This window comes from Streptomyces sp. NPDC051561, assembly GCF_044454195.1.
Lineage (GTDB): Bacteria > Actinomycetota > Actinomycetes > Streptomycetales > Streptomycetaceae > Streptomyces.
Window position 1 is genome coordinate 363,186 of the sequence record NZ_JBITDM010000001.1, and the last position, 23,745, is coordinate 386,930.

The window sequence follows — 23,745 nt, forward strand, 5'->3', positions numbered from 1 at the left end:
CTCGCGCGGTTCGGCCCCGCCCCAGCCCCTCACCCGGCCCCGGCCCTCTCACCGCACCCTGCGCCCCAGCTCCTTCGCGGCGCGGGTGACGGTGCGGCCCTCGCGGCGGTGACCATGCCGGGTGAGGTGGTGGCCCAGCCAGTCCAGGGTTTCGGCCAGGCCCGGGATGTCGTTGCCCGCATGCATGTCGGTCAGGCCGGGCAGCAGGTCCAGCGCTTCCATGGTGGGGGCGAGCACCTCGTCGTCCCGGCCGACCCTGGCCAGACGCAGGGCGAGGTTGGACAGGGCGTGCAGATAGCCGGAGAGGTGCTCATCGGCGTCGGCCGCACCGTCCGCCCGTGCGGTTCCCGCCGTACGGGCCTTCGCCTCCGCCCGCAGCCTGCGGTAGAGCGCGACCACCTCCTGCACCGCCGCGAGCGAATCCTGGTGCCGGTCGCACCCGGTGAGCCGAATGCTGAGGTTGTTCAACACCCTTGCCAGCGAAGGAAGTTGACTGGACGGATCCGCCTGTGCCAACTGCCGGTACAGGGCCACGCACTCCTCTGCGGGAACCAGTGCGTCGGCATGGCGGCCGAGGGCGGTGAGGCGCCCGGCAAGGGTGTCGAGTGCCTCCGCGAGCAGCGGACGTATCAGGTCCGGTGCGGCGGAGAGGTTACGCCGGCTCAGGTGGACCGCCTCGTCGGCGGAGGCGAGGGCTTCCGGCTGCTGACCGTTCCAGGACTGCACCAGGCTGAGGTTGTGCAGGGAGCGGGCCAGCGCGAAGGTCATGGCGGGGTTCGTACGGACCGCTTCGCGGCAGAGGTCCACGGCGTCGCGGGCGGTGGAGACGGCGAGGCCGTGGCTGCCGTCGCGGGAGTGGTGCAGGGCCTGCGTGTTGAGCTCCTTCACCCGGGCGAGGAGTTCGGGGGCCACGGGGGCGGAGGGTGGGGGGTCTGTCCGGGTGGGGCGTTCGATGCGTCCGTCGTCGGTGATGGTGAAGCCCTGCCGTCCTACCATGCCCCCGATGAAGGTGCGGAACTCCGGGCTGGTGCGGCCGAGTTGGCGGTAGAGGACGGCCGCCTCGGCGAGGAAGGCCTGCGACTCGTCGGCGCGACCCAGCTGGGCGAGTTCGCGGGCGAGGCCGAAGAGGGCGATCCAGCGCTCGGCGAGTCCGTCGACGGGGTGGGCGGTGGCCAGCCTGCGGTACCGGTCGGTGGCGTCCCTCAGCGCGCCGACGGCCTCCTCCCGCCGCCCCATCTCGCCGAGCTTCATGCCCAACTCCACCAGTGACGAGGCGAGTTCGGGCTCTCCTTCGGCCGGATCACTGGCCGCGAGCCTCCGGCAGACCGCCACCGCCTCACGGATCCGCTCCAGCGCTTCGTGTTGCTGCCCGCGCTCCGCGAGTTGGTTCCCCAGATTGGTCAGCGCACCGGCCAGGGCGGCGAGAAAGACCCCGGGGTGGTCTCCTTCGAGACCCCGGAAGCGACTCACCGCCTCCTCCGCGAGCACATACGCCTCGTCCCTGCGCCCCAGCATCCCGACCAGCCGGGCCCGCTGGTCCAGCACCAGGGCCAGCCCCGGCAGTCCTTCACGCTCCCCCGCGGCGGCGAGGCGCCGGTAGACCTCCGCCGCCTCCGCCAGCACGCCGTCCAACTCCTCGTGCAGGTCCGGCAGCTCGGTCAGCGGCGCAGCGAGCTCCAACAGGCTCTCCCCCAACTCCCCAAGATGCGCCCCGGGCTCCTCCCGCTCCCGCCTCCGGCACTCCTCGACCCGCCTCCGGCACTCCTCGACCCGCCTGCGCGCCTCGTCGGTCATCCCGTCTCCCCCGCCTCACCGTTCAGAGCCTGTGTCAACACCAGTCACAGCAGGACCAGTTGACGCGAAGAACAACACAAGGACAACCACCCCCGGAGCCCCACCGGAACCCGGCCCCTCCCCCGGCGGGCGATCGCACCGGCCCCCTCATGGGCCGGGCCGCCTCCATCTCGGGCCGGGCCGCCTCCACCTCGCGCACGCTCACCATCCACTCGCACATTCGCACACGTGTGCGATATTGCGTGCGGCGGGCACCACCCCGCGAACCGAAAACGCCACCCGCGCACCGGCGGCGGATCAGGAGCAGCGATCATGGGTGCTGCAAGCCGGCCGCGTTTCTCGTACGGCCGGCTGGTTTTTCTCACGATCCGATGGAGGTCCGCATGACCCAGACTGTGAACTTCAAGGGCGGCCCGGTGTCCGTCGACGGCGCGTTCGTGCAGGTCGGCGCCACGGCTCCGGACTTCACCCTGGTGGCCAAGGACCTGAGCGAGGTCACCCTGGCGGACTTCGCCGGGAAGAAGAAGGTCCTCAACATCTTCCCGAGCGTCGACACCGGCGTCTGCGCCGCGTCGGTCCGCGCCTTCAACGAGCGGGCCGCCGGCCTGGAGAACACCGCGGTGCTGTGCATCTCCGCGGACCTCCCGTTCGCCCAGGCCCGCTTCTGCGGCGCCGAGGGCCTGGAGAACGTCACCACGCTCTCCACCTTCCGCACCCCCGGCTTCCGCAAGGACTACGGCGTCGACCTGGTCTCCGGCCCGCTGGCCGGCCTGAACACGCGCGCCGTCCTCGTCCTCGACGAGGACAACAAGGTGCTGTACGGCGAGCTGGTCGCCGAGATCACCGAGGAGCCCGACTACGACGCCGCCCTCACGGCCGTGAAGTAGTCCGGACCGCTCCGCCGCGCCTCCATGACCGAGGCGCCGCACGCCCGGCCGGCCTGTGCACCCACAGGCCGGCCGGGCGTCGCTGTCGGCCCCTGCCCCCTCCGCTGAGCTCCGTTGGACACGGGCTCCTACGGAAGCTCCAGCGCCGAACCCCCGTGCACGGTGATCCGTACCAGGACCAGGGTGGTGGCATCGAGGGAGGGCTCCCCGGTGCCGGAGCCGCGGGCGTAGCGCGGGTGGGCGCCGCCGCTGATCTGGAGCCGGACCCGGTGGCCGACGGCGAAGCGGTGGGCGGTGGAACCCATCGCGATCCCCAAGGGCTCGTCGGCCGTCTCCCCGGGTGCGGTACGGATCGAGGCGATGCCGTCGCAGACATTCACCGAGCGGCCCTTCGCGTCGACGTCGCAGAGCCGTACGAAGACATCGGCGAACCCGGTGTCGGTGGCGATCCGCAGCCGTGCGGAGACCGGACCCAGGACCTCCAGGGGCTCGGTCAGCGCGGGGCCGGTGAAGGTGAGTACGTCGTCCCTGGCTTCCAGCGCGGTGTTGTCGCGCGGCCCGGAGCCCGGGGACAGCACCGCCCCGCCCACGGAAGGGGTCGGGTCGGCCGGGTCGTAACGGAAGGACGCCAGGGGCTCGGTGTCCGTGGCCGCCTGTCGCAGCAGCTGCCCGTCGGGGGCGGGGAACCAGGAACGCGCACCCGGCTCGCCGCCCGGGACCGGCGGCCACTCCTCCAGATCCCGCCACTCCCCCTCCCCAGCGCCTCCGGCCTTCCCACTGCTCCCGGCCTCCCCGCTCCCTCCGACATGCACCCGCACCCCGGTCGGCCGCAGTCCGGAGGGGTCGTCGCACAGGTGGGCCCGCAGCCACCCCAGGGTCTCCGCGAACACCTCGGGCCAGCCCTGCTGCATCGCGGAGTTGTGGGTCCACGGCCCGACCAGCAACGCCGTGTCCACACCGGCCTTCCGCAGCCGGGCATACTGCTCGAAGCCCTGGTCCGCCAGTACGTCGTACCAACCGGAGACCAGACCGACCGGCACCGTCACCCGCTCCGCCGCACCGGCGAGCGAAGCCCCCTCCCAGTACGGGTCCGCCGGGTCCGGGTGGGACATCGCACCGTCGAGCCACGGCACTTGCCCCAGCGCGGCCACATGCGCTCCGCGCAACGGGCGGGCGGCGGTGATCCGGCGCAGCTGCCGCTGGAGGCGCAGCACCGCCCTGCCGAAGGCGACGGCTCCCCGGTGCTGATAGGTGATGCCCGCGCCGCCGACGAGCGCGTACTCCAGATGGAGCGCACTGCCCGTAGGGAAGAGGGCGTGCGGGTCGTGCAGCCCCACCTGTATCGCCATCGCCTTCAGCTCGGGCGGCGGATCGAGCGCCAGCGCCCACTGCGTGTAGCCGAGATAGCTCGGCCCCGCGGTGCCCAACAGCCCGTTGAACCAAGGCTGTTCACGCAACCAGACCACGGCGGCCTGCCCGTCGGCGGGCTCATTGCGCCAGAGGTCGAAGCTGCCGCCGGAGCCGGCGGTACCGCGGCAGCTCTGCAGTACGACGTGGAAGCCCTGCTCGGCGAAGAGCATTCCGTACATGGGCGACCAGGGCACGCCCCGCCCGTACGGGGAGCGCACCAGCAGGGTGGGGAACTCCCCTTCCGCGCGCGGGAAGTAGTGGTCGGTGAGCAGCGGGCTGCCGTCGGCGGCCGGCACGGCGATGCCGCGCTCGCACCCGACGTCGTACGGCCCGGCCGGGAGCTTCTTGCGCCAGGTGGCCCGCATCATCCGCGAGGCCAGGGGCGGCTCGCCGTGGGACAGGTGCGCTCTCATGGTTCTCCTCCGTTATTTTCCGTACGTTGTACGAGAATAACGGATGCTTGGATGGGCCCGATCGGAGAACCTGGCCCGACCAGGAGGAGAACCCGGATAAACCGGTCACCGGGAGGGACCGGAGAGACCGGAGAACCCGGGAGTCCGGAGAACGAGGAGCGAGCAGGCCGTGCCCCACCCCGAAGAACCGAAGAACTCCGCGAAGCCCGCCGCCACCGCCCCGGGCTTCGACCCCCAGCGCCTCTGGCTGGGCACCGGCGCACCCCGCTCCGGCCGGGGCCGCAAACCCGCCTTCACCCGGGAGGCGATCACGGCTGCGGCGGTCGCCCTCGCGGACGCGGAGGGCCTGGAGGCCGTCACCATGCGCCGGGTGGCCGCGGAGGTCGGAGCCGGCGTGATGTCCCTCTACAGCTACGCCCCCGACAAGGAGACCCTCCTGGAGCTGATGGTCGACCACGTCAGCGCCGAACTGAACCCCTCAGCCGACACGACCACACCGGCACCAGCACCTGCCTCATCACCCGCACCAGCATCAACCCCCGCCCTCACACCTGCCCCGCCGCCTCCCCCCACCGGCGACTGGCGCACCGACCTCAAGGTCATCGGCCATCTTCAGCGCGCCCTGATGCTCCGCCACCCCTGGCTGCCGACCGCGCTCACCACACGCCGCTCGCTCGGCCCGCACGCCCTGGCCTTCCTGGAGTACGCACTGGCCGCGCTGCGCCCCACCGCACTGGACGGCGCCGCGAAACTGGAGGTCTTCAGCCAGCTGACCGGCTTCGTCGCCGCGTACGTCGGCCACGAGAACGCCCAGTCCGCCGCCGCCAACCACCCCGACCGCCTCGCCGCCGAGGTCCGCTACCTCACCGCCGTCGCCACCGACGGCCACCACCCGGAACTCGCCGCGGCCCTCGCCGCCCCCGCACGCCCCCAGTCCCCCGACGCCCTGTTCACCCGCTACCTGGACCGCCTGATCGACGGCCTGGACTCCACCAGCTGACCCCGCCCCTCACACCAGCCCCGCCAGTACCTCCGCGAATTCCCGTGGCCTGCTGAAGCAGCCGACGCGGGAAGCGGCCAGCGTGCGGACGTCGAACGGATTGGACGGCGTGACGGCATCGGCCTCCGCGATCATGCGGTCCTGGTCGGCAGCCGGGTGTATCTCCTCCTCGGGTGTGGTGAATCCGGTCGGGCAGGCGGGCCGAACTGCCGTGGCCCGGCAGGTCGATGGCGTACGAGCGGTGACCGGGCAGCGCGGGTTCGTTCTGGAGAGGTCCCCATGCCTGGGCGTTGCTGGAGCCGCCGGGGAGGAAGACGAAGGTGGGGTGTGGGGTCGTGGTGCGGTTCGACTTCACTGCGGATGCCAGTCCCCTTCAGTCCCTTGGCGCGCTCGAAATACGCTGTGACCTGCACTGATCCCGAAGGGACCGAGACAGGGACCGAACCGGGAACGCGCAGGGAACACGCCTGGCGTCGCCGCGGATCCGTCCAACTCGGTCACTCTCGCAGCCACTTCGCCGGGTCCCGTGGTGGCGTCGTTCCGCTGACGCCGCTCGTCGCGTCACCCGCCCGCCTCCACCTTCTCCCACACCGAAACATGCTTCCCGCTCTCGCTGGTGAACGGCGAGCGGTCCCAGTCCTCCCAGCGGTCGCGCAGCCGCATTCCGGCGAGCTGGGCCATCAGGTCGAGTTCGGCGGGCCAGACGTAGCGGAAGGGGATGGAGCGGTAGGAGCCGCGGCCCTCGACGACCTCGATGTAGTTGGAGCTCATCGCCTGGGTGGCGACGTCGTAGCGGTCGAACGACCAGCGGGTCGGGGTGACCTGGAAGGGGACGGCCTCCTGCCCGGGCGGCAGCAGGCGCAGTACGGGGACGCCGACCTCGATCACGAAGGTGCCGCCGGGGGCGAGGTGCTCGGCGGCGTTGCGGAAGCAGGCGACCTGTTCGGCCTGGGTGGTGAGATTGTTGATCGTGTTGAAGACGAGGTACGCAACGGTGAACTTTCCCGGCGCGTAAGGGCCGTCGGCGCGCGCCGACGCGAAGTCGCCGAAGGTGACGGGGATTTCGTCGCCACCGGGCTTGGCGCGAAGCTGGTCCACCATCGCGTGGGAGATGTCGATGCCGTGCACCGGGACGCCGCGGCGGGCGAGCGGGAGGGCGATGCGGCCGGTGCCGATGGCGAATTCGAGGGCGGGGCCGCCGTCGGCGAGTTCGGCGAGGAAGGCGGCGGTGCGGTCCACCGTTTCGGGAGCGAACATGTCCGATTCCGAGGTGTCGTACGTGGAGGCGACCGACGCCCCGAAGTAGCCGTCCTCCGGGGCGTCCGCCGGTTCGGGTTCCTGCGGTGCGTTCTGCTTATCCGGTGAGTGCATCGCAGGACCGTACGACGTCACGTGAGCACCACGCACCCTGTTTTCACGGCACGTCAGTTGAGGGAGCCCGCGCGCGGGTCCAGCGGTGCCAGCACGCCCAGCCGGTCCTCGATCGCCTGTGCCGCGTCCAGGCAGAGGTCCTCGCGGAACGCCCGCCCGACGAGCTGCACCCCGGTCGGCAGCCCGTCGGCCGTCCCGGTCGGCACGGCCACCGCGGGCACTCCGACGAAGCTGGTCGCACTGCACAGCCGCATGCCCGAGGCGACCCGGTCCCGGCCTGCCCGGTCGCGCGACTCAAGCCCCGGTGCGACGGGCGGTTCGGTGAACGGGGGGCCGAGCAACAGTGGGTAGGTGTGCAGGAAATGGGCCCAGGAACGGCGGATGTTCAGCCACGTTCCCATCAGCTTGACCAGTTCGGCGGCGCTCGCGGGCGACACCTGCTCCATCGCCCACGCGATGTACCGGTCGCCGCCCTCCCCGAGCAGCGTCCGCACGGCGGGCCAGCTCGGCGCGAATTCCGTGACGGTCAGCCGCCCGTACGCCTCCAACGTCTCCTCCAGTCTCGGTACGTCGGGCACTTCACACACCTCGTACCCGGCGTCCCGCAGCGCCGCGGCCGCCCGCTCGACGGCGGCACGCACCGAGGGATGCACGCCCTTCCCGCCCGGGTCGGTGACCACGGCCACCTTCACCGGTCCCGGCAGCGGGTCACCGTACAGCGGCACCGGTACGGCGCGGGGGTCGCGCGGATCGGTGCCTGCCAGGGTTTCGTACGCCAGCCGGAGGTCGGCCACGGTGCGGGCCAACGGGCCGTCCACGACAAGAAGTTGGGAGGCGGGACCGGGGTCGTCGGGACCCAGGACACGGTGGTCGGCGGGGAAGCGGCCGGAGGTCGGCTTCAGTGCGGCCACCCCGCAGAACTGGGCGGGGATCCGCACCGATCCACCGGAGTCGTTGCCGAGCCCGAGCGCCGCCATACCGGTGGCGACGGCGACCGCGTCGCCACCGCTGGATCCACCCGGGGTGAGACTCGCGTCCCACGGGTTGACCGTGTCGCCGTACAGCTCGCTGCGGGTGTGCATGCCCGCGAGGATCAGGGTGGGCAGGTTGCTGTGCCCGAGGGGGATGGCCCCGGCGGCGCGCAGCCGGGCGACCGGGGGCGCGTCCGCCGCCGCCACCAGGTCCCGGAACCGGGGTACGCCGAAGGTGGTCGCCACCCCCTCGATCGGAGTGCTCTCCTTCACCGTGAACGGCACGCCCGCCAGTGGCCCCAACTCCGCTTTCGAGGCACGCTGTTGATCGACTCTTGCGGCGGCATCCCGGGCGCTCCCGGCCAGGAGTTGGGTGACCGCGTTCACCCCGGGGTTGACCTCGGCGATGCGCGCCAGATGGCTGTCGATCAGTTCGACGGCCGAGATCTCCCCACCGCGTATCGCCTTCGCCTGGGCCGTTGCCGGCATCTTCCACAGGGCTTCGTCGTGCATGGGGTCGCCTTTCGGATACGTACGGCACCGGCCGCGAACAGGTACTGATGCACTTGCATCGGTACGTGCCCACCGTACCCCCGTAACCGATACACTCGCATCGAATAAGCTGATGGCACTCCAGGACCCGTACTCCGGAAAGGTGACCGGGCATGCCCAAGCAGGTGGACCACGCGGGCCGACGCCGTCTCGTCGCGGAGGCCGTGTGCCGGCTCGCCGACCGGCGCGGCCTGGAAGGCGTGACCCTCCGCGATGTCGCCGCCGAGGCGGAGGTGTCGATGGGAGCGGTCCAGCGGTGCTTCCGCACCAAGGAGGAGATGCTGGTCTTCGCGCTCGGGCAGATCGGCGAACGGATCGGTGAGCGGGTACGGGCCCGGGTCCTCCGGAGCCCCGCCCAGTCGGCCGGAACGGCGCTGGGCCACGCCGTCACCGAGGTGTCACTGCTGCGAGAGGAGCACCGCGCCGAGGCCAGGGTCTGGCTCACCTTCGCCGCCCAGGCAGCGGTCAGCGAACCGCTCGCCAAGTCGCTGCGGGCGAACTACGCGGACCTGGAGGACATGTTCACCGGCCTGATCGCGGAGGCGGGTGCGGGTGCGGATACGGGGGCGAGTGCGAGTGCGAGTGCGAGTGCGGCCGAGGGTGCGGGCACGGCGCCCGGGCCGGCCGCACGCCGCCGCGCTCGCACCCTCCTCGCCCTCGCCGACGGCCTCACCACCCATGTCCTCGTCGGTCACCTCACCGCCCCCGAGGCCCAGGACATCCTGCACACCCATCTGCGTGACCTCTGGGCAGAGCGGCCAGCGCTCTAGCCGGTGCCCAGCCGGTGCCGGAATACGCCCCGGGGGCGCGGCAGTTACTACGATCATGACTCACGACGCCACCGGCTCCCGTTCCTTCCTCTTCGTCCTCGGCAGCTCGCGCACCGACGGCAATACCGAGTTGCTCGCCCGCGCCGCCGCCGCGCAACTGCCGGACGAGCACACGCAGAACTGGGTGGACCTCAGCCGGCTCGACCTGCCCGACTTCCAGGACGACCTGCACGACACCGGCAGCTACACCCCGGGCGCGACCGAGGAGGCGCTGCGCGAAGCCACCCTCGCCGCCACCGACATCGTGCTCGCCTCGCCGCTGTACTGGTACACCCTCTCCGCGCAGACCAAGCGCTACCTCGACTACTGGTCGGGCTGGCTGAACGCCCCCGGCTCGGACTTCAAGGCGCGGATGACCGGACGACGGCTGTGGGCCGTGTCGGTGATGGCGCACTCCGAGCCGGAGGTGGCGGACGGCCTGGTCACCACGCTGCGGAACTCGGCGGCGTACATGGGCATGGGCTTCGGCGGACTGCTGCACGGCAGCGCCGGGCGCCCGGGGCGGATCAAGGCGGACACCGAGGCGCTGATCCGTGCGAAGACGTTCTTCCAGGGCGAGGCACCGCCGGCGCGCTTCCCCTACGAGGAGCAGGCCGCCGCCTGACCGGGCTGAGACACAGGCTCTTACGGAGTCGCCCGCCTCAGCGCTGCGGCTGGTTCAGTGAGCCCACCACCCTGACGCGGCCGATCGACCTGAAGCCCCAGTCCAGGAGGGTGCGTGCCTCGCGGTAGACCGTGAGGCCGTTGCCCTTCTGGGGGTTGAGGACGGTGACGATCAAGGTGCGGTTGCCGCGTGTGGCGGCGGCGATGAGGGTGTTGCCGGCCTTGGTGGTGTACCCGTTCTTGACGCCGATGATGCCGGGGTAGCGGCCGATCCCGTTGGCGCCGGTGAGCAGGCGGTTGGTGTTCTGGATGGGGTACGAGGAAATGTGGCTGCCGTCGGCGCGGGTGGCGCTGGGGAAGCGGGCGTCGGCGGTCGCGGCGTACTTCGCGAACTCGGCGTTCTTGAGCCCGGCGCGGGCGATCAGTGCCAGGTCGTACGCGGTGGAGTACTGGCCCTTGGCGTCGTAGCCGTCGGCGGTGACGACCCGGGTACTGCGGGCGCCCAGGGCCCGGGCCTTGGCCTGCATCTGGGAGACCGACGACTTCCAGCCGCCGTTCATGGCAGCGAGGACGTGGACGGAGTCGTTGCCGGAGCGCAGAAAGGTGCCCCGCCACAGGTCGGCAGCCCGATAGGTCTTACCGGCCTTGACACCGACCACGCTGCTGCCGCTGCCGACCCCGGCCAGGTCGGACTTGCTGACCTTGCGCAGGGCGCCGCCCTTGACCCGGGGCAGGGCGGTGACGGCGAAGAGCGCCTTGAGGGTGCTGGCGGGCGGCAGTTTGCGGTGCACATTGTGCGCGGAGATGATCTCGCCGGTACGGGCGTCGGCGACCAGGTGGGCGAGGGCGGTGAGGGACCGGTTGGCGGCGGCCCCTGGCGCACCGGCGCCGCCCCGCACCTGCTGGGCCGGGGCGACGGAGGCGGGTGCGGTGGTTGCGCCCGACGCGGGCACGGCGAGTGCGGAGGAGCCCGGCAGCAGGAGGAGCAGGGCGGCGGCAGTGGCGGTGGTCGTGGTGACGACCCGACAGGATGCGGCGCCTGCCGCTGAAGTGACGGTCATTCAGTCACGGTAGGGACGAGCCGGGAGTTCGGCCGACCGGAATTGCGCCACCTGGGTCACCCGGGCTGAAAGTAGGACTTTCGACCGTTGTCCCCCGTAACGCCATTACCGCGTGTCTCGGTGGTGGGCCGTGATGTCTCGGTGAGGGGCGCTCACCTGGTGTCGTCCTCGACAGGGCCTCACCGAACTCCTGGATGTGTAAATGGAGTTGGGGGTGGACACGGCACTCTGGTTCACCTACGCCGGGTACGGGAGGAGCGGGCGGAAGGCGGGCAGGGCTAGGCCCCGGCCGGCCGGCCGTCCGCGTTCCCCCGCAGCAGCAGTGCGGCCAGCGCCAGGGCGTTGCCCCGGGCCGAGGCGATGTCGAGGCCGGTGAGTTCGGTGATTCTGGTCAGCCGGTTGTCCACGGTGTTGGGGTGCAGGCCGAGGTGGCGGGCGGTACTGCGCCGGTCGTGCCGGTGTTCGAGGTGGGTGCGGAGGGTCTCGATGAGTTCGGGGCGGTCGCCGACGGGGTCGAGCAGGGCGGCGATGCGGTCGCTGCTCTCGTTGCGGCGGGAGAGGTGGTACTCCAGCAGGACGTCGTCCATCCGGTGCGGGCCGGGGGGCCGTCCACAGGCGCGGGCGACCCGGACGATGTCGGCGGCGGTGCGGGCGGCGGCCGGTACGTCCCCCGCCGTGGCGGCGGTAACGGCGGCCAGCCGGACGGTGTCGCCGCAGACCTGCCGGAGCCGGGTGGCCAGTTCCTCACCGGTGCGGGTGCCGTCCGGGTCGTCGGCCCGCAGCGCGGTGATCACCTGCCCTCCGTCGACGCCCAGCAGGGACACCGCCCCGGAGCCGAACGAGCGGTCCAGGACGGTCTGGACCCGGCGGGCCCGGCGGCGGTCCGCGACGTCCGGGGCCGTGGGGACCTCCTTCGGCGGGACCTGGAGGTGGACCACGAGGGTGGGGCCTTCGAGGCCCAGCTCCTCGAAGGCCCGCAGGGGCGGCAGCGAGCCGTCGAGCAGTCCTCGGACCAGGGAACGGTGGTGTTCGCGGCGTTCGGCGAAGAGGGCAGCCTGCTCGTCCAGGTAGGTCTCGGCGACGGCGCCGATGATGGCCTCGTGTCCGCGCAGGAGGAAGTCGACGAGTTCGATGAGCGCCCCCTCCTCGCCCTCCGTGGCCTCGGCACGGAGGGCCTGCCACAGGACGTAGGCGCCCGCGGAGTGGGTGCGCAGCAGGGTGTGCAGGGGCATTCCCTCGTCGGCACGCTGGGCGGCCCGTTCGCGGAAGAGGCTGAAGTCCCCGGCGCGGCCCTGGGTGTCCCGTACCCGGCGCAGGAAGAGGCGCAGTCCGCTGCGTACCGTCGCGGCTATTTCCACGTCCTTCACGTCCGCGGGCAGATCCGCGTATCCCGGCAGCTCTTCGAAGGTCTCGCGGGCCATGTGGCGGGCGAGCTCGTTGACCCGGCTCTCGCACCGGGCGGCCAGGGCCTGCGCGGCGGGCGACAGCGGCGGGTACGCACCCTGGCGTGGGGCGCTCTGGTCGTTCGGCACCGGGTGGTTCCTCCCCCGAAGGCTGTGACGGATCACAGACTATGCCGCCTCCACCTGTGAAAGCGGAGGGTGTCTCACCGCTTGGATCCGACGCACACTCATGGCCATCAGCGGGCAGCCTCAGCGGACGGCAGAGGTGGCCCCGAGCGTGAGCACGAGGAGCCGGACACTATGACGGAACACAACTCCAGCGGTCAGCCCACATCCGGCGGCCACCACGATTCCAGCGGCTACCTCGGTTACGCGGACCGGGTCTGGACCGGCGAGGATTCGATGCTGGCCCACCTCTCGGGGAAGTTCACCGGCTCCGGTCTGGTGCCCATCGGTGAGCGGACCGGGTTCTTCCCGGCCTTCGCCAATGTGGCGGTGTTCGACACCGGGGACGGCATGGTGCTGGTCGACTCGGGCGATTTCCGTACGGCCGAGCAGTTGCACGAGTCGGTACGCGCCCGCTCGGCGTCGCCGGTGAGCGCGATCGTCTACACCCACGGCCACGTCGATCACGTCTTCGGTGTGTGGCCCTTCGACAAGGAGGCCGCCGAGACCGGCACCGCACGCCCCGAGGTCATCGCGCACGAGGCGGTCGCGGCCCGCTTCGACCGCTACCGGGAGACGGCCGGTTACAACACCTGGATCAACCGCAAGCAGTTCGGGGTGCCCTCCCTGGAGTGGCCCACCGAGTACCGCTACCCGGACACCTCCTACCGCGACCGGCTGACCATGCGCCGGGGCGAGCTGACCTTCGAGCTGGTGCACGCCCGTGGTGAGACGGACGACCACACCTATGTGTGGATCCCGGAACTGCGGACCCTGTGCACGGGCGACCTCTTCATCTGGAACTCGCCCAACGCGGGCAACCCGCAGAAAGTGCAGCGCTACCCGGTGGAGTGGGCCCAAGCACTGCGCGGCATGCAGGAGTTGGGCGCGGAGGTACTCCTTCCTGGGCACGGCGTGCCGATCCTCGGGGCCGACCGCATCAACCAGGCGCTCGGTGACACGGCGGAGCTGCTGGAGTCGCTGTGCACCCAGACCCGCGAGCTGATGAATGCCGGGGCGCGCCTCGACGAGGTGCTGCACGGGGTGAAGGTTCCGGCCGAACTCCTGGCGAAGCCGTACCTCCATCCGGCCTACGACGAGCCCGAGTTCGTCGTACGGAATCTGTGGCGGCTGTGGGGCGGCTGGTACGACCAGAACCCGGCGAACCTCAAGCCCGCCCCGGAGGCGGCGCTGGCAGGCGAGTTCGCCGGGGCGGCGGGCGGCGCGAAGGTGCTGGCGGACCGGGCCGGACAGCTGCTCGCCGTCGGGGAGCTGCGGCTGGCCGCGCACCTGGCCGAGACCGCCGCGCTGGCCGCGCCGGACGACCGCGAGGTGGCACGGATACGGGCCCAGGTCTACGCCGTACGGGCCGAGCACGAGACCTCGACGATGGCGCGTGGCGTCTTCAACTGGGCGTCCGCCGAGTCCGCGGCCGTGGCGGAGGGCACGGACGTCGCCACCGAGCTGACCCGCAGCGACGCGGGGCGGCGCCGGGCCGCCGGGGCGATCAGCGTGGGCGTCGTCGTCGACGACGACAGCTGCGGCTGCGGGGCTGCCCCGGACGGCGCCGAGGAGCTCCCGAAGCCGGGCCTCCCCAGGGACAGCACCGGCACCGGGCAAGGGTCGTGACCGTGGAGGCAGGGGCTGCCCCGACACCGTCTCCGCACAAGACTGCGTCGGCAGGCGGGCGGCAGGCCTGGAACACCACCTGGTTGCTGCTGGTCTTCATGCTGGTGAACTTCGCCGACAAGGCAGTCCTGGGACTGGCCGGGCCCGAGATCATGAAGGAATTCGATCTCACCCGCCAGGAGTTCGGCACCGCCCAGGCCGCGTTCTTCAGCCTGTTCTCGCTGTCCGCGCTGGGAGTGTCGTTCCTGACCCGCAAGGTACGCACCTCGGTGCTGCTGCTCGCGATGGGCCTGCTGTGGTCGGCCACCCAACTCCCCATGGTCTGGGGCGCGGCGGGCTTCGGCACCCTGATCGTGACCAGGGTGCTGCTCGGGTTCGCCGAGGGCCCTGCCGCACCGGTGGCCGTCCACCATGTGCACGGCTGGTTCGTGCAACGGGAACGCACCCTGCCGACCGCCATCCTCATGGTGGGCGCCGCGGCGGGGGTCGCGGTGGCGGCTCCCACTCTCGGTCTGGTGATCTCCCGGTTCGGCTGGCGCTGGGCCTTCGGAGTCGCCGGACTCGCCGGTCTGGCGTGGGCGGTGGCGTGGGCGGTCAAGGGCAAGGAAGGACCGCTGGCCCCGCCCGTGGGGCGCGGTGCCGTGGGGCGCGGTGCGGATGCGGCCGACGGCAGCGGGGAGGTCGACGGCGGCAAAGTGGCCGACGGCGGAGTGGTCGACGGATCCGAGGTCGCGGAAGTGCCGCTGCGCCGCATCTTCCTCTCCGGCACCTTCGTCACCGCCGCGCTGGGCGCGTTCGCGGCGTACTGGGTGATGGGTGCCAAGCTCACCTGGCTGCCGGACTACCTCCGGACGGTCGTCGGCTGGGACCTCGGGCAGGCGAGCGCCGCGGTCGGCGGAGGTGCCGTGGCCAACGGCGTCGTCCTGCTGGCCCACGGGCTGCTGGCCCGGCGGGCCGCCCTGCGCCCCGGCGGGGCACGGCTGCCGGACGGGGTCGGTGGCGGGCTGCTGCTGGTGGCGTCGGCGGTCGCGGTGACCGTGTTCGCCACCGTCGACACCCTGTGGATCAAGATTCCGATGATGTTCGGCCCGATGGCGGTCGCGCTCGTCATGCTCACCGTGGCGCAGACCGCCATCGCCCGGATCACACCGCCGTCCCAGCGGGGCGTCGCACTCGGCGCGCTGGTGGCGGTCTTCGCGCTGGGCGGCATCGTGTCCCCGCTGGTCCTCGGCCGGATCGTGGACGGTGCGGCGACCGCGACCGCCGGCTATCAGCACGGCTGGCTGGTCACGGCCACCCTGTTGCTGGTCACGGGCGTTCTGGCGGCCCTCTTCATGCGCCCGGAGCGGGACGCCCGGCGTTTCGGCGTCCCGGAGTCCCCGACCGCCGGGGTTCCCGTCGCCCACTGAGGCCCGCCGCCGTCAACTCCCTCTCTTGCGGCGGCAGTCCGCGCAGGGCGGGGAGCGGGCGGAAAACAAGGTCGTCGAACGGCGTGTCCTCAGGGGGACTTCGACCGTTCTTCCCTGTGTGCTGCGGCTGGCTGGCCGCAGGAATATTCAGTGAGGAACCCCCATGAGCAAGCTCAACAAGGCCGTTGCCGTCACGATGATCGCCGGTGGCATGATCGCCGCGGGCGCCGGTGCCGCCGCCGCGCACAGCGGTTCGATGGCCGAGGGCAAGGCCGTCCAGTCCCCGGGCGTCGCCTCGGGCAACCTGGTCCAGGCCCCGATCCACGTGCCGGCGAACGTGACCGGCAACTCGGTCAACGTGATCGGCCTGCTGAACCCGACCTTCGGCAACGAGTCGTCGAACGTCTGATTCACCCGTTGACGAAGGAAGAGGGCCCCCCGGCATCCGGCCGGGAGGCCCTCTTCGTCATGGAACCCGTGTCTGTCAGTCCCCGACGACCTCCGCGTCGTAGAAGCAGAAGTGCCCCTTGATGGCGGCGACTTCGGGGATCGGCTGCTGGTACGCCCACACCAGGTCCGCCTTGCCGGGCACCGACCAGTACGACGCGTCCCCCTTGAAGGGACAGCGCGTCGTGGTGTCGGACGCGGTCAGCAGCTCGGTGCGGACGTCCTCGGGCGGCAGGTAGTAGCGGACCGGCAGCCCGGTCTCGCGCAGCAGGAGCGGCCGGCGGCTCTCTGCGAGCAGCTGCCCCTCCCGTACGACACGCACATGATCCGTGCCCTGCTCCACGGTGATCCGGTGGCCCTTGGCCGTTTCGCTGTGAGAGGTCATACCGGGTACAGCGGCCGGGGCGCGCCGTTTCTTCCCCGCCTGCCGCACGATCTGCCGCACGGATCCGGGCGGGGGAGCTCCACCGTCCGGGCCGTCCGGAACCGGCAGTTCCCGCGCGCGTCGCTTCCCGCGCCGGACCCGCCCCGCGACCAGCCGCAGGACCGGCCCCGCCACGACCCGCCGGACCTAGTCGGTGCCGAACTCCATGGCCGCCCGGTCCAGCATCTCCTCGTCGCCGGAGACCTCGCCGCGCGAGGCGATGGCCTCCGCGCCGCCCTCGGGCATGGCGCCGATGAGCCCGGTCGCGGCGGCCTGGGCGGCGCCGATCGCCGGGTTGCTGTTGCCGATCAGACCGAGGCCCGCGTACTGCTCCAGCTTGGCGCGGGAGTCGGCGATGTCCAGGTTGCGCATGGTGAGCTGGCCGATCCGGTCCACCGGGCCGAACGCCGAGTCCTCGGTGCGCTCCATGGAGAGCTTGTCCGGGTGGTACGAGAACGCCGGACCCGTGGTGTTGAGGATCGAGTAGTCCTCGCCGCGCCGCAGCCGCAGGGTGACCTCACCGGTGACGGCCGCGCCGACCCACCGCTGGAGCGACTCGCGGACCATCAGCGCCTGCGGGTCCAGCCAGCGGCCCTCGTACATGAGACGGCCGAGGCGCCGTCCCTCGTTGTGGTACTGGGCGAGGGTGTCCTCGTTGTGGATGGCGTTGACCAGCCGCTCGTACGCCGCGTGCAGCAGCGCCAGGCCGGGGGCCTCGTAGATGCCCCGGCTCTTCGCCTCGATGATCCGGTTCTCGATCTGGTCGGACATGCCCATGCCGTGCCGGCCGCCGATGGCGTTGGCCTCCATCACCAGGTCGACGGGGGAGACGAACTCCTTGCCGTTGATGGTGACCGGACGCCCCTGGTCGAAGCCGATCGTGACGTCCTCGGTGAGGATCTCGACCGACGGGTCCCAGAACCGCACGCCCATGATCGGCTCGACGGTCTCGACCCCGGTGTCGAGGTGTTCGAGGGTCTTGGCCTCGTGGGTGGCGCCCCAGATGTTGGCGTCGGTGGAGTACGCCTTCTCGGTCGAGTCCCGGTACGGCAGCTCGTGGGCGAGCAGCCACTCCGACATCTCCTTGCGGCCGCCGAGTTCGGTGACGAAGTCTGCGTCGAGCCAGGGCTTGTAGATCCGCAGGTGCGGGTTGGCGAGCAGCCCGTAGCGGTAGAACCGCTCGATGTCATTGCCCTTGAAGGTCGAACCGTCGCCCCAGATCTGGACGTTGTCCTCCAGCATCGCCCGCACCAGCAGCGTGCCGGTGACGGCCCGGCCCAGCGGGGTGGTGTTGAAGTACGCCCGGCCACCGGAGCGGATGTGGAACGCGCCGCAGGTCAGCGCGGCCAGCCCTTCCTCGACGAGCGCCGCGCGGCAGTCGACCAGACGCGCGATCTCGGCACCGTACGCCTGTGCGCGGCCGGGCACCGAGGCGATGTCGGGCTCGTCGTACTGGCCGATGTCGGCGGTGTAGGTGCAGGGGACGGCACCCTTGTCGCGCATCCAGGCGACCGCGACGGAGGTGTCGAGACCGCCGGAGAAGGCGATGCCGACGCGCTCGCCGGCCGGAAGGGAAGTAAGGACCTTAGACATAGGAAGAGTATGCATGATCACGCATGGTCATGCAAAGACGGTTCGAGGAGGAACTTCGTTCGGCCCTTCCCCCCACCCCCACCCTCCCCCTTCCCAGCGGCGAACGCGCTGACCGGCGTCAGAACGCGAAAGGTTCCACGCGGACCGGCCCGCCGCACAGTCGGACGCTTGCCTCCCAGAGGGCCTGGCCGGTGGGCAGGTCGGTCACATGGGGCTGGGGGTTTTCGAGGTGCGGCTTGCCGCTGAGGCCGAACCTGCTGGGGCCCCACACCTGGCCGCCTCGTACGTCCGGGTCGAGGGTGGCGCGGACCGCGGGCCAGGCGCCGGCCTCCTTGCCCTGCACGAGCACCTTCGCGGGCAGGGTGAGCAGATGCCGGGTGCCGGAGCGCTGGTGGATGCCGGGGCGCGGTGGGGTGAGGGCGTCCAGGGCGCCGCCCGGGTGGGCGATCACGCTCATGCAGGTGCTGTCGGCAGCGCGCAGCCGACGGTCGAGCTCGAAGGCGAAGGTCATCTGGGCGAGCTTCGAGCGCCCGTAGGTGCGCTTGGGGTCGTAGTCGCGTACGGATTGCAGGTCGTCCAGGTCGAGGCGCTCGGAGCGGGCCGCGAAGCTGCCCATGGTGACGATCCGGGCGGCCGGTGCCCGCTCCAGCCAGGGCGCCAGCCAGTGCACCAGAGCGAAGTGGCCGAGGTGATTGGTGGCGAACATCAGCTCGTGGCCGTGGTGGTTCTGCTCACGGGGCGGGCTGTCGAGCGCGATGCCCGCGTTGAGGACGACGGCGTCGAGGGCATCGGTGTCCAGCTGACCGACGGACGCGCGCAGGGAGGCGGGGTCGGCCAGGTCCAGGGGTATGTGCCGGACGCGGGCCCCGTGGACGCGGGCGGTGACGGCTTCCACGGCGGCGGAGGCCCTCGCCGGGCTGCGGCTGCCGATGATGACGGTCGCTCCGGCGGCGGCGAGCTGCTCGGCGACGAAGTAGCCGATGCCGGCGTTGCCGCCGGTCACCAGCACGGTGGTGCCCTCGGCGCGCGGGGGCTTGTGAACGTTCCAGGCCACGGGGGCTCCTTGAAAGGTGTGACGGGTGGTGCCCGTGGGCGGCGGTGGGGGCGTGCTCAGACTTCGGGCCAGGCCTGCCGGAGGCGGCGGAACGCCTCGTCGAGAGTGACCATGCGGTCGGGGCGGCCCGATGCCAGGTCCGGGGTTTCCAGTACGTAGCGGGCCAGCAGGAAGAGGGACTCGTCGGGCTCGTCCCGGCCGGTGGCTTCGGCGAGCAGGGCGGCGAGCGGGGCCTGGCAGGCCACCCAGACCTGACGCGCGTAGGGCCACAGCGCCGGGGTTTCCATGATCAGCGCCGCCGCGCGCCGGTAGCGCTCGGGCAGGTCCTTCTCGTCGGCGAAAGGGGCCCGGGCGGCGAAGAAGGCGTGCAGGGCCTCCAGGGCCGAACCGCCTTCGGGCCGGTTGCGGACCGCGTCGGCGAGGGCTGCCTCCCGCTCCCCGCTGTCGTCGAGGATCAGTGCTTCCTTCCCCGCGGGGAAGTGCGCGAACAGGGTCGTGGTCGCGGTGTCCGCGGCCTCGGCGATCTGGGCGATCGTCACCTTCTCGTATCCGTGCGCCAGGAAGAGCTCCAGGGCCGCGTCGGCCAGGGCCTTGCGGGTTGCCGCCTTCTTGCGTTCGCGCCTGCCGGGCGTGGCTCCAGTGTTCGTCATACCCGAAAGGTAGCACCACACATTCCAAAATACTACTCATTACAGTTTTGGCCAGTGATGCATTTCATTGTGAATAGGAAATCCCACTCCGTTCACTTATCGACGCGACGGTCACGAACATCGCGGCGCCCACGATCGTGGCGGACATCGGCGGCGGCGCCGGTCTGATCAAATGTTCGGGCCACTCCTGGGCATCGCCACGATCGGCGGACCGGTCCTGGCCGGCTTCCTCATCGACGCCGACTTCGCCGGGCTGTCGTGGCGGCCGATCTTCCTGGTCAACCTGCTCCTGGGCACCATCGGCGTCGTTCTGGCCGCCCGGATCCTGCCCCACGACACCGCCGACCCGGCCGTCACCGTGGACGGCGTCGGCGCGGGCACCCTCGCCCTGGCCATGTTCGGGACGATGTTCGGCCTCATCGAAGGCTCCGAGTCCGACTGGAGCGCCCTCTCACTCGGCGCCCTGGCCCTCGGCGTGGTCTTCCTGTTGCTGTTCGCCCGGCGTCAGCGCACCGCCGCCGCGCCGCTCATCGAGCCCTCCCTGTTCCGCAACAAGGGCTTCACCTCAGGGCTGTTGGTCGGCCTGATGTTCTTCGCCGTCACCAACGGACTGGCCTTCGTCCTCTCCCTCTTCATCCAGCAGGCCCTGGGTGCCGACCCCGGCAGCGCCGCCGTCGGCATGCTCCCGCTGACGCTCGGCATCATCGTGGGCGCCGGCGCCGGGATGGCCCTGGCCAAGAAGCTGGGCCGCGTCCTGATCCTCGCGGGCATGCTGGTCACCCTCGCCGGCGCCGGCTGGCTGCTGGCACTCGTGATCACCAGCGGCACCGACGTCACCCTGCTCGCCCTGGCACCCGCCGGCGTCCTGGCCGGCGTCGGCATGGGCTCCTGCTTCGACACCCTCTTCGACATCACCATCGGCAACACCGACCCCGCGGAAGCCGGCAGCGCGAGCGGCACCCTCACCGCCGTCCAGCAACTCGCCACCGCCCTGGGCTCCGCCACCGTCACCACCGTCTACCTCCATGGCGGCGCCCCCGACCACGCCATGACCCTCGCCGTCATCACCGTCATGGCCGTCACCGTCCTCTGCCTCCCCTTCCTCGGCCTCCTTCCCAAGTCCGCCCCGGCCGGCAACCCGTCCTCTCCCCACTGACGCTCGATCACCCCACCCCACCCGACCGGGCCTCGCACCCGGCTGCACCCCGCCCCGCCCCACCCGGGACACCGTGCGGGCCCACCGACCTGCGATTGCGAGTGACCGTCACCTGACTGAGTGTGATCAATGAGACAGGACCTCATGGACAGATCGGCCGGTCCACCGGCCGCGCACGTCCCATCGCCGCACCACCGGAAGGAACCACCCCATGGTCCACACCGCCGCCCTCTCCGCCTCCGTCACCGTCGCCCTGTGCGGTGCGCTGACCCTGGGCCCCGCAGCCGTCGCCTCACCGGAGGCCCGGACCGCCCCGTCCGCGCCCGCCTCCGCCGCCCAGCCGGCGGACGACGGCACCAAGGACCGCGAGAAGGTCGCGTCGGCCGTCCGTACCGTCACCAAGTTCGGCGCCGCCTCGCAGAAGACGGGGAAGCTCGCCGGTCTGGCCGTCAACGGAGAGAAGGACCCGCAGAAGCTGGCCAAGGCCAAGAAGGAGTCCGACAAGAGCCTCGACAACCTGCTCGCGATCATCCCCGGCGGCTCCCCCGCCAACCCCCACGGCCGCGCCGCCACCGCCCGCGCCGACCTCAAGTCCTCCGTCGCCCTGATCAAGGCCGACACCACAGCGATGATGGAGGCCGCCCTCAAGGCCGACATCGGCGCCGCCATCACGGCAGGTGGCACATTCATCGTCCACTTGGGCCAAATGGCCGTCAGCATCTTCCTGGAGAGCGGCCTCAGCACGGTGAAGGACATCCTCCCGACGCTCCCCGTCGACCCGGCCGGCGTAAAGATCCCGGGCCTCCCGGGCGGAGAGGCGGCGGGCCACCGCTGACCGACCGGCTGTCGTCCGGCTGTCGGCTGCTGTCCGGCTGTCGGCTGCTGTCCGGCTGCCGGCTGCTGTCCGGCTGCCGGCTGCTGTCCGGCTGCCGGCTGTCGCGTACGGGGCCCGGCCCACCCCGGACCCCGTACGCCACCCCACACCTCATCACCGGAAGCTATCCCCCGACGGCATACCCCAACCCGGTCCAGACCTCTTGACCATTGGTCTGGACCTCTCTAGCGTGTGGGCGCACCGCACCCCTACTCCCCCACCGCGTCTCCCGGTCCCCACCCAGGAGGTCCCCCGCATGTCCCCCCGCGCCCGCACCACCCTGAAGGCCACCCTCGCCACCGCCCTGGCCTTACCCCTCACCATCGCCGCGGCCCCCACCGCACCCTCCTCAGCACCCGCCTCCCTCCCCGCCGCCGCCACCTGCCCGGTGAAGTCCAAGCCCACCGGCAAGGTCCTCCAGGGTTACTGGGAGAACTGGGACGGCGCCGCCAACGGCGTGCACCCGCCCTTCGGTTGGACCCCGATCACCGACCCGCGCATCCCCCAGCACGGCTACAACGTCATCAACGCCGCGTTCCCGGTGATCCGTTCGGACGGCACGGCCCTGTGGGAAGACGGCATGGACGCCACCGTCAAGGTCGCCACCCCCACAGAAATGTGCCAGGCCAAGGCCAACGGCCTGACCACCCTGCTCTCGATCGGCGGCGCCACCGCCGGCATCGACCTCAACTCCACCGCCGTGGCCGACAAGTTCATCGCCACCATCGTGCCGATCCTCAAGACCTACAACTTCGACGGAATCGACATCGACATCGAGACCGGCCTCGTCGGCAGCGGCACCGTCACCAAACCCTCCACCTCCCAGGCCAACCTCATCCGCATCATCGACGGCGTCCTCGCCCAGATGCCCCCCAACTTCGGCCTCACCATGGCCCCGGAAACCGCCTACGTCACCGGCGGCAGCGTCGCCTACGGCTCGATCTGGGGCGCCTACCTCCCGATCATCAAGAAGTACGCCGACAACGGCCGCCTCTGGTGGCTCAACATGCAGTACTACAACGGCAGCATGTACGGCTGCTCCGGCGACTCCTACTCCGCCGGCACCGTCCAGGGCTTCACCAAACAGACCGACTGCCTCAACAAGGGCCTCGTCATCCAGGGCACCACCATCAAGGTCCCCTACGACAAACAGGTCCCGGGCCTCCCCGCCCAACCGGGCGCGGGCGGCGGCCACATGTCCCCGTCCCTGGTCTCCCAGGCCTGGAAGAACTACAACAACGGACTGAAGGGCCTGATGACGTGGTCCCTGAACTGGGACGGATCGAAGAACTGGACCTTCGGTGACAACGTCAAGGCACTGCAATCCCGCTGATCAGCCGAATTACCAAACCAGCAGGTCACACGGGTCCGCCCCCTCCAGGGCGGACCCGTTCCGCGTCCCCGTGGCTGGATTTTGGCTGGATGACCTGACGGCTCGTCACCCGTCATTACCTGTCGTTCTCCACACGCTAGCTGGATCGCGGCTGGATGAGGGCGGGCGGGGCAGCCCGGCGGGCCCACGTATAAGTGAACCCCAATCGCCACGAAGAGGAGATCCCGGCCGTGGGTCTGCTGGGGCAGCGTGCGGCAGAGGGCGAGGGTGCGGATACGGATACGGGTGCGGGTGCGGGTGAGACCGGTGCGGTAGGAGTCGGGGAGTTCGCCGCACGCCTGCGCGGCAATCTGGGCGGCTTGTTCGCGGTTGCCGTCGGCTCCATCCGATCCGGACCCGAAGGCGAGCACGCACGGGCAAGACGCGACGCACCACGAGCAGGCGAGCCCCGCAGGACGCAAGCGCGTCCAGGACAGGTTCGACCGGCCGGGCCTGATGTCCCACCTCGGCGCCCTCCTCACCCGCATCGGTCCGGGCCGCGTACACATCGTGCTCCGCCCGCCCCGGGGTCATCCGGCAGCACGGCTACATCCACGCCGGCGCCACCGGCGCCATCGCCCACAGCACCGGCGGACAGGCCGGGCTACGGGTTCGCCTGCGGCCGCAGCAAGCCCCGCATCGCCGGCGAGCGCAGGCTGTGGCTGGGCCTCACCGGC

Annotated in this window: 21 protein-coding genes and 1 pseudogene; 11 read left to right on the forward strand and 11 right to left on the reverse strand. The window is 71.2% G+C overall.

Annotated features, from left to right (window positions below; translation table 11 throughout):
• Positions 1 to 48 precede the first annotated feature (48 nt).
• A complete protein-coding gene (locus tag ACIA73_RS01605; RefSeq protein WP_399436208.1) occupies positions 49 to 1,794 on the reverse strand; it encodes a tetratricopeptide repeat protein in 1,746 nt (581 codons plus the stop codon).
• Between the two features lie 383 nt (positions 1,795 to 2,177).
• Between ACIA73_RS01605 and tpx the strand changes: the two genes are divergently transcribed.
• Positions 2,178 to 2,681: a thiol peroxidase gene (tpx, locus tag ACIA73_RS01610; RefSeq protein WP_399436209.1), complete on the forward strand. Its 504-nt coding sequence runs from the start codon at positions 2,178 to 2,180 to the stop codon at positions 2,679 to 2,681.
• Between the two features lie 128 nt (positions 2,682 to 2,809).
• On the opposite strand, the gene ACIA73_RS01615 is transcribed toward tpx, so the two are convergent.
• Complete coding sequence (locus tag ACIA73_RS01615) at positions 2,810 to 4,504, reverse strand: CocE/NonD family hydrolase (protein WP_399436210.1); 1,695 nt, start codon at positions 4,502 to 4,504, stop codon at positions 2,810 to 2,812.
• Positions 4,505 to 4,673: 169 nt separating this feature from the next.
• On the opposite strand from ACIA73_RS01615, the gene ACIA73_RS01620 reads away from it, so the two are divergent.
• Positions 4,674 to 5,504 carry a TetR/AcrR family transcriptional regulator gene (locus ACIA73_RS01620; RefSeq protein WP_399436211.1) on the forward strand — a complete coding sequence of 277 codons (831 nt, stop codon included), beginning with the start codon at positions 4,674 to 4,676 and terminating at the stop codon, positions 5,502 to 5,504.
• A 9-nt stretch (positions 5,505 to 5,513) separates the two neighbouring features.
• Here the strand turns inward: ACIA73_RS01620 and ACIA73_RS01625 are convergent, their stop codons facing one another.
• From ACIA73_RS01625 to ACIA73_RS01635, 3 genes are all read right to left on the reverse strand, one after another.
• A complete protein-coding gene (locus ACIA73_RS01625; protein ID WP_399436212.1) occupies positions 5,514 to 5,639 on the reverse strand; it encodes a hypothetical protein in 126 nt (41 codons plus the stop codon).
• Between the two features lie 426 nt (positions 5,640 to 6,065).
• Positions 6,066 to 6,875 (reverse strand): class I SAM-dependent DNA methyltransferase, encoded by an 810-nt coding sequence (locus ACIA73_RS01630; protein ID WP_399436214.1) that lies wholly within the window; start codon positions 6,873 to 6,875, stop codon positions 6,066 to 6,068.
• A gap of 53 nt (positions 6,876 to 6,928) precedes the next feature.
• Positions 6,929 to 8,359 carry an amidase gene (locus ACIA73_RS01635; RefSeq protein WP_399436215.1) on the reverse strand — a complete coding sequence of 477 codons (1,431 nt, stop codon included), beginning with the start codon at positions 8,357 to 8,359 and terminating at the stop codon, positions 6,929 to 6,931.
• Between the two features lie 152 nt (positions 8,360 to 8,511).
• Between ACIA73_RS01635 and ACIA73_RS01640 the strand changes: the two genes are divergently transcribed.
• Positions 8,512 to 9,168: a TetR/AcrR family transcriptional regulator gene (locus ACIA73_RS01640; RefSeq protein ID WP_399436216.1), complete on the forward strand. Its 657-nt coding sequence runs from the start codon at positions 8,512 to 8,514 to the stop codon at positions 9,166 to 9,168.
• A 55-nt stretch (positions 9,169 to 9,223) separates the two neighbouring features.
• A complete protein-coding gene (locus tag ACIA73_RS01645; protein WP_399436217.1) occupies positions 9,224 to 9,832 on the forward strand; it encodes a flavodoxin family protein in 609 nt (202 codons plus the stop codon).
• A 37-nt stretch (positions 9,833 to 9,869) separates the two neighbouring features.
• Here the strand turns inward: ACIA73_RS01645 and ACIA73_RS01650 are convergent, their stop codons facing one another.
• Both ACIA73_RS01650 and ACIA73_RS01655 read right to left on the reverse strand, forming a co-directional pair.
• Positions 9,870 to 10,892, reverse strand: coding sequence for a D-alanyl-D-alanine carboxypeptidase family protein (locus ACIA73_RS01650; RefSeq protein WP_399436218.1), 1,023 nt, complete (start codon positions 10,890 to 10,892; stop codon positions 9,870 to 9,872).
• Positions 10,893 to 11,170: 278 nt separating this feature from the next.
• Positions 11,171 to 12,424 (reverse strand): helix-turn-helix domain-containing protein, encoded by a 1,254-nt coding sequence (locus ACIA73_RS01655; protein WP_399436219.1) that lies wholly within the window; start codon positions 12,422 to 12,424, stop codon positions 11,171 to 11,173.
• Positions 12,425 to 12,595: 171 nt separating this feature from the next.
• On the opposite strand from ACIA73_RS01655, the gene ACIA73_RS01660 reads away from it, so the two are divergent.
• The 3 genes from ACIA73_RS01660 to ACIA73_RS01670 all read left to right on the forward strand — a co-directional run bounded on the left by ACIA73_RS01660 (position 12,596) and on the right by ACIA73_RS01670 (position 15,907).
• Positions 12,596 to 14,089, forward strand: coding sequence for an alkyl sulfatase dimerization domain-containing protein (locus ACIA73_RS01660; protein ID WP_399436220.1), 1,494 nt, complete (start codon positions 12,596 to 12,598; stop codon positions 14,087 to 14,089).
• A gap of 2 nt (positions 14,090 to 14,091) precedes the next feature.
• Positions 14,092 to 15,498, forward strand: a complete 1,407-nt coding sequence (locus tag ACIA73_RS01665; protein WP_399436221.1) for an MFS transporter — start codon at positions 14,092 to 14,094, stop codon at positions 15,496 to 15,498.
• Positions 15,499 to 15,661: 163 nt separating this feature from the next.
• A complete protein-coding gene (locus ACIA73_RS01670) occupies positions 15,662 to 15,907 on the forward strand; it encodes a chaplin (RefSeq protein WP_399436222.1) in 246 nt (81 codons plus the stop codon).
• Between the two features lie 75 nt (positions 15,908 to 15,982).
• Here ACIA73_RS01670 and ACIA73_RS01675 read toward each other — a convergent pair whose 3' ends face one another.
• From ACIA73_RS01675 to ACIA73_RS01690, 4 genes are all read right to left on the reverse strand, one after another.
• Complete coding sequence (locus tag ACIA73_RS01675; RefSeq protein WP_399436223.1) at positions 15,983 to 16,330, reverse strand: DUF427 domain-containing protein; 348 nt, start codon at positions 16,328 to 16,330, stop codon at positions 15,983 to 15,985.
• A 186-nt stretch (positions 16,331 to 16,516) separates the two neighbouring features.
• Complete coding sequence (gene argG, locus ACIA73_RS01680; RefSeq protein WP_399436224.1) at positions 16,517 to 17,962, reverse strand: argininosuccinate synthase; 1,446 nt, start codon at positions 17,960 to 17,962, stop codon at positions 16,517 to 16,519.
• 118 nt (positions 17,963 to 18,080) lie between these two features.
• Complete coding sequence (locus tag ACIA73_RS01685) at positions 18,081 to 19,016, reverse strand: SDR family NAD(P)-dependent oxidoreductase (RefSeq protein WP_399436225.1); 936 nt, start codon at positions 19,014 to 19,016, stop codon at positions 18,081 to 18,083.
• 56 nt (positions 19,017 to 19,072) lie between these two features.
• The gene (locus ACIA73_RS01690; protein WP_399436226.1) at positions 19,073 to 19,666 is read right to left on the reverse strand and encodes a TetR/AcrR family transcriptional regulator; all 594 of its coding nucleotides are present in this window, start codon (positions 19,664 to 19,666) and stop codon (positions 19,073 to 19,075) included.
• Between the two features lie 172 nt (positions 19,667 to 19,838).
• Here ACIA73_RS01690 and ACIA73_RS01695 point away from each other — a divergent pair, with 172 nt between their 5' ends.
• The 4 genes and pseudogenes from ACIA73_RS01695 to ACIA73_RS01710 all read left to right on the forward strand — a co-directional run.
• Complete coding sequence (locus ACIA73_RS01695) at positions 19,839 to 20,822, forward strand: MFS transporter (protein WP_399436227.1); 984 nt, start codon at positions 19,839 to 19,841, stop codon at positions 20,820 to 20,822.
• A 211-nt stretch (positions 20,823 to 21,033) separates the two neighbouring features.
• Positions 21,034 to 21,657, forward strand: a complete 624-nt coding sequence (locus ACIA73_RS01700) for a hypothetical protein (RefSeq protein ID WP_399436228.1) — start codon at positions 21,034 to 21,036, stop codon at positions 21,655 to 21,657.
• Between the two features lie 295 nt (positions 21,658 to 21,952).
• Entirely contained in the window at positions 21,953 to 23,029 is a 1,077-nt protein-coding gene (locus ACIA73_RS01705) for a chitinase (protein WP_399436229.1), read from the forward strand.
• 492 nt (positions 23,030 to 23,521) lie between these two features.
• Positions 23,522 to 23,669: pseudogene (locus tag ACIA73_RS01710) on the forward strand (DUF4442 domain-containing protein); the annotation flags it as partial.
• Between the last annotated feature and the right edge of the window lie 76 nt (positions 23,670 to 23,745).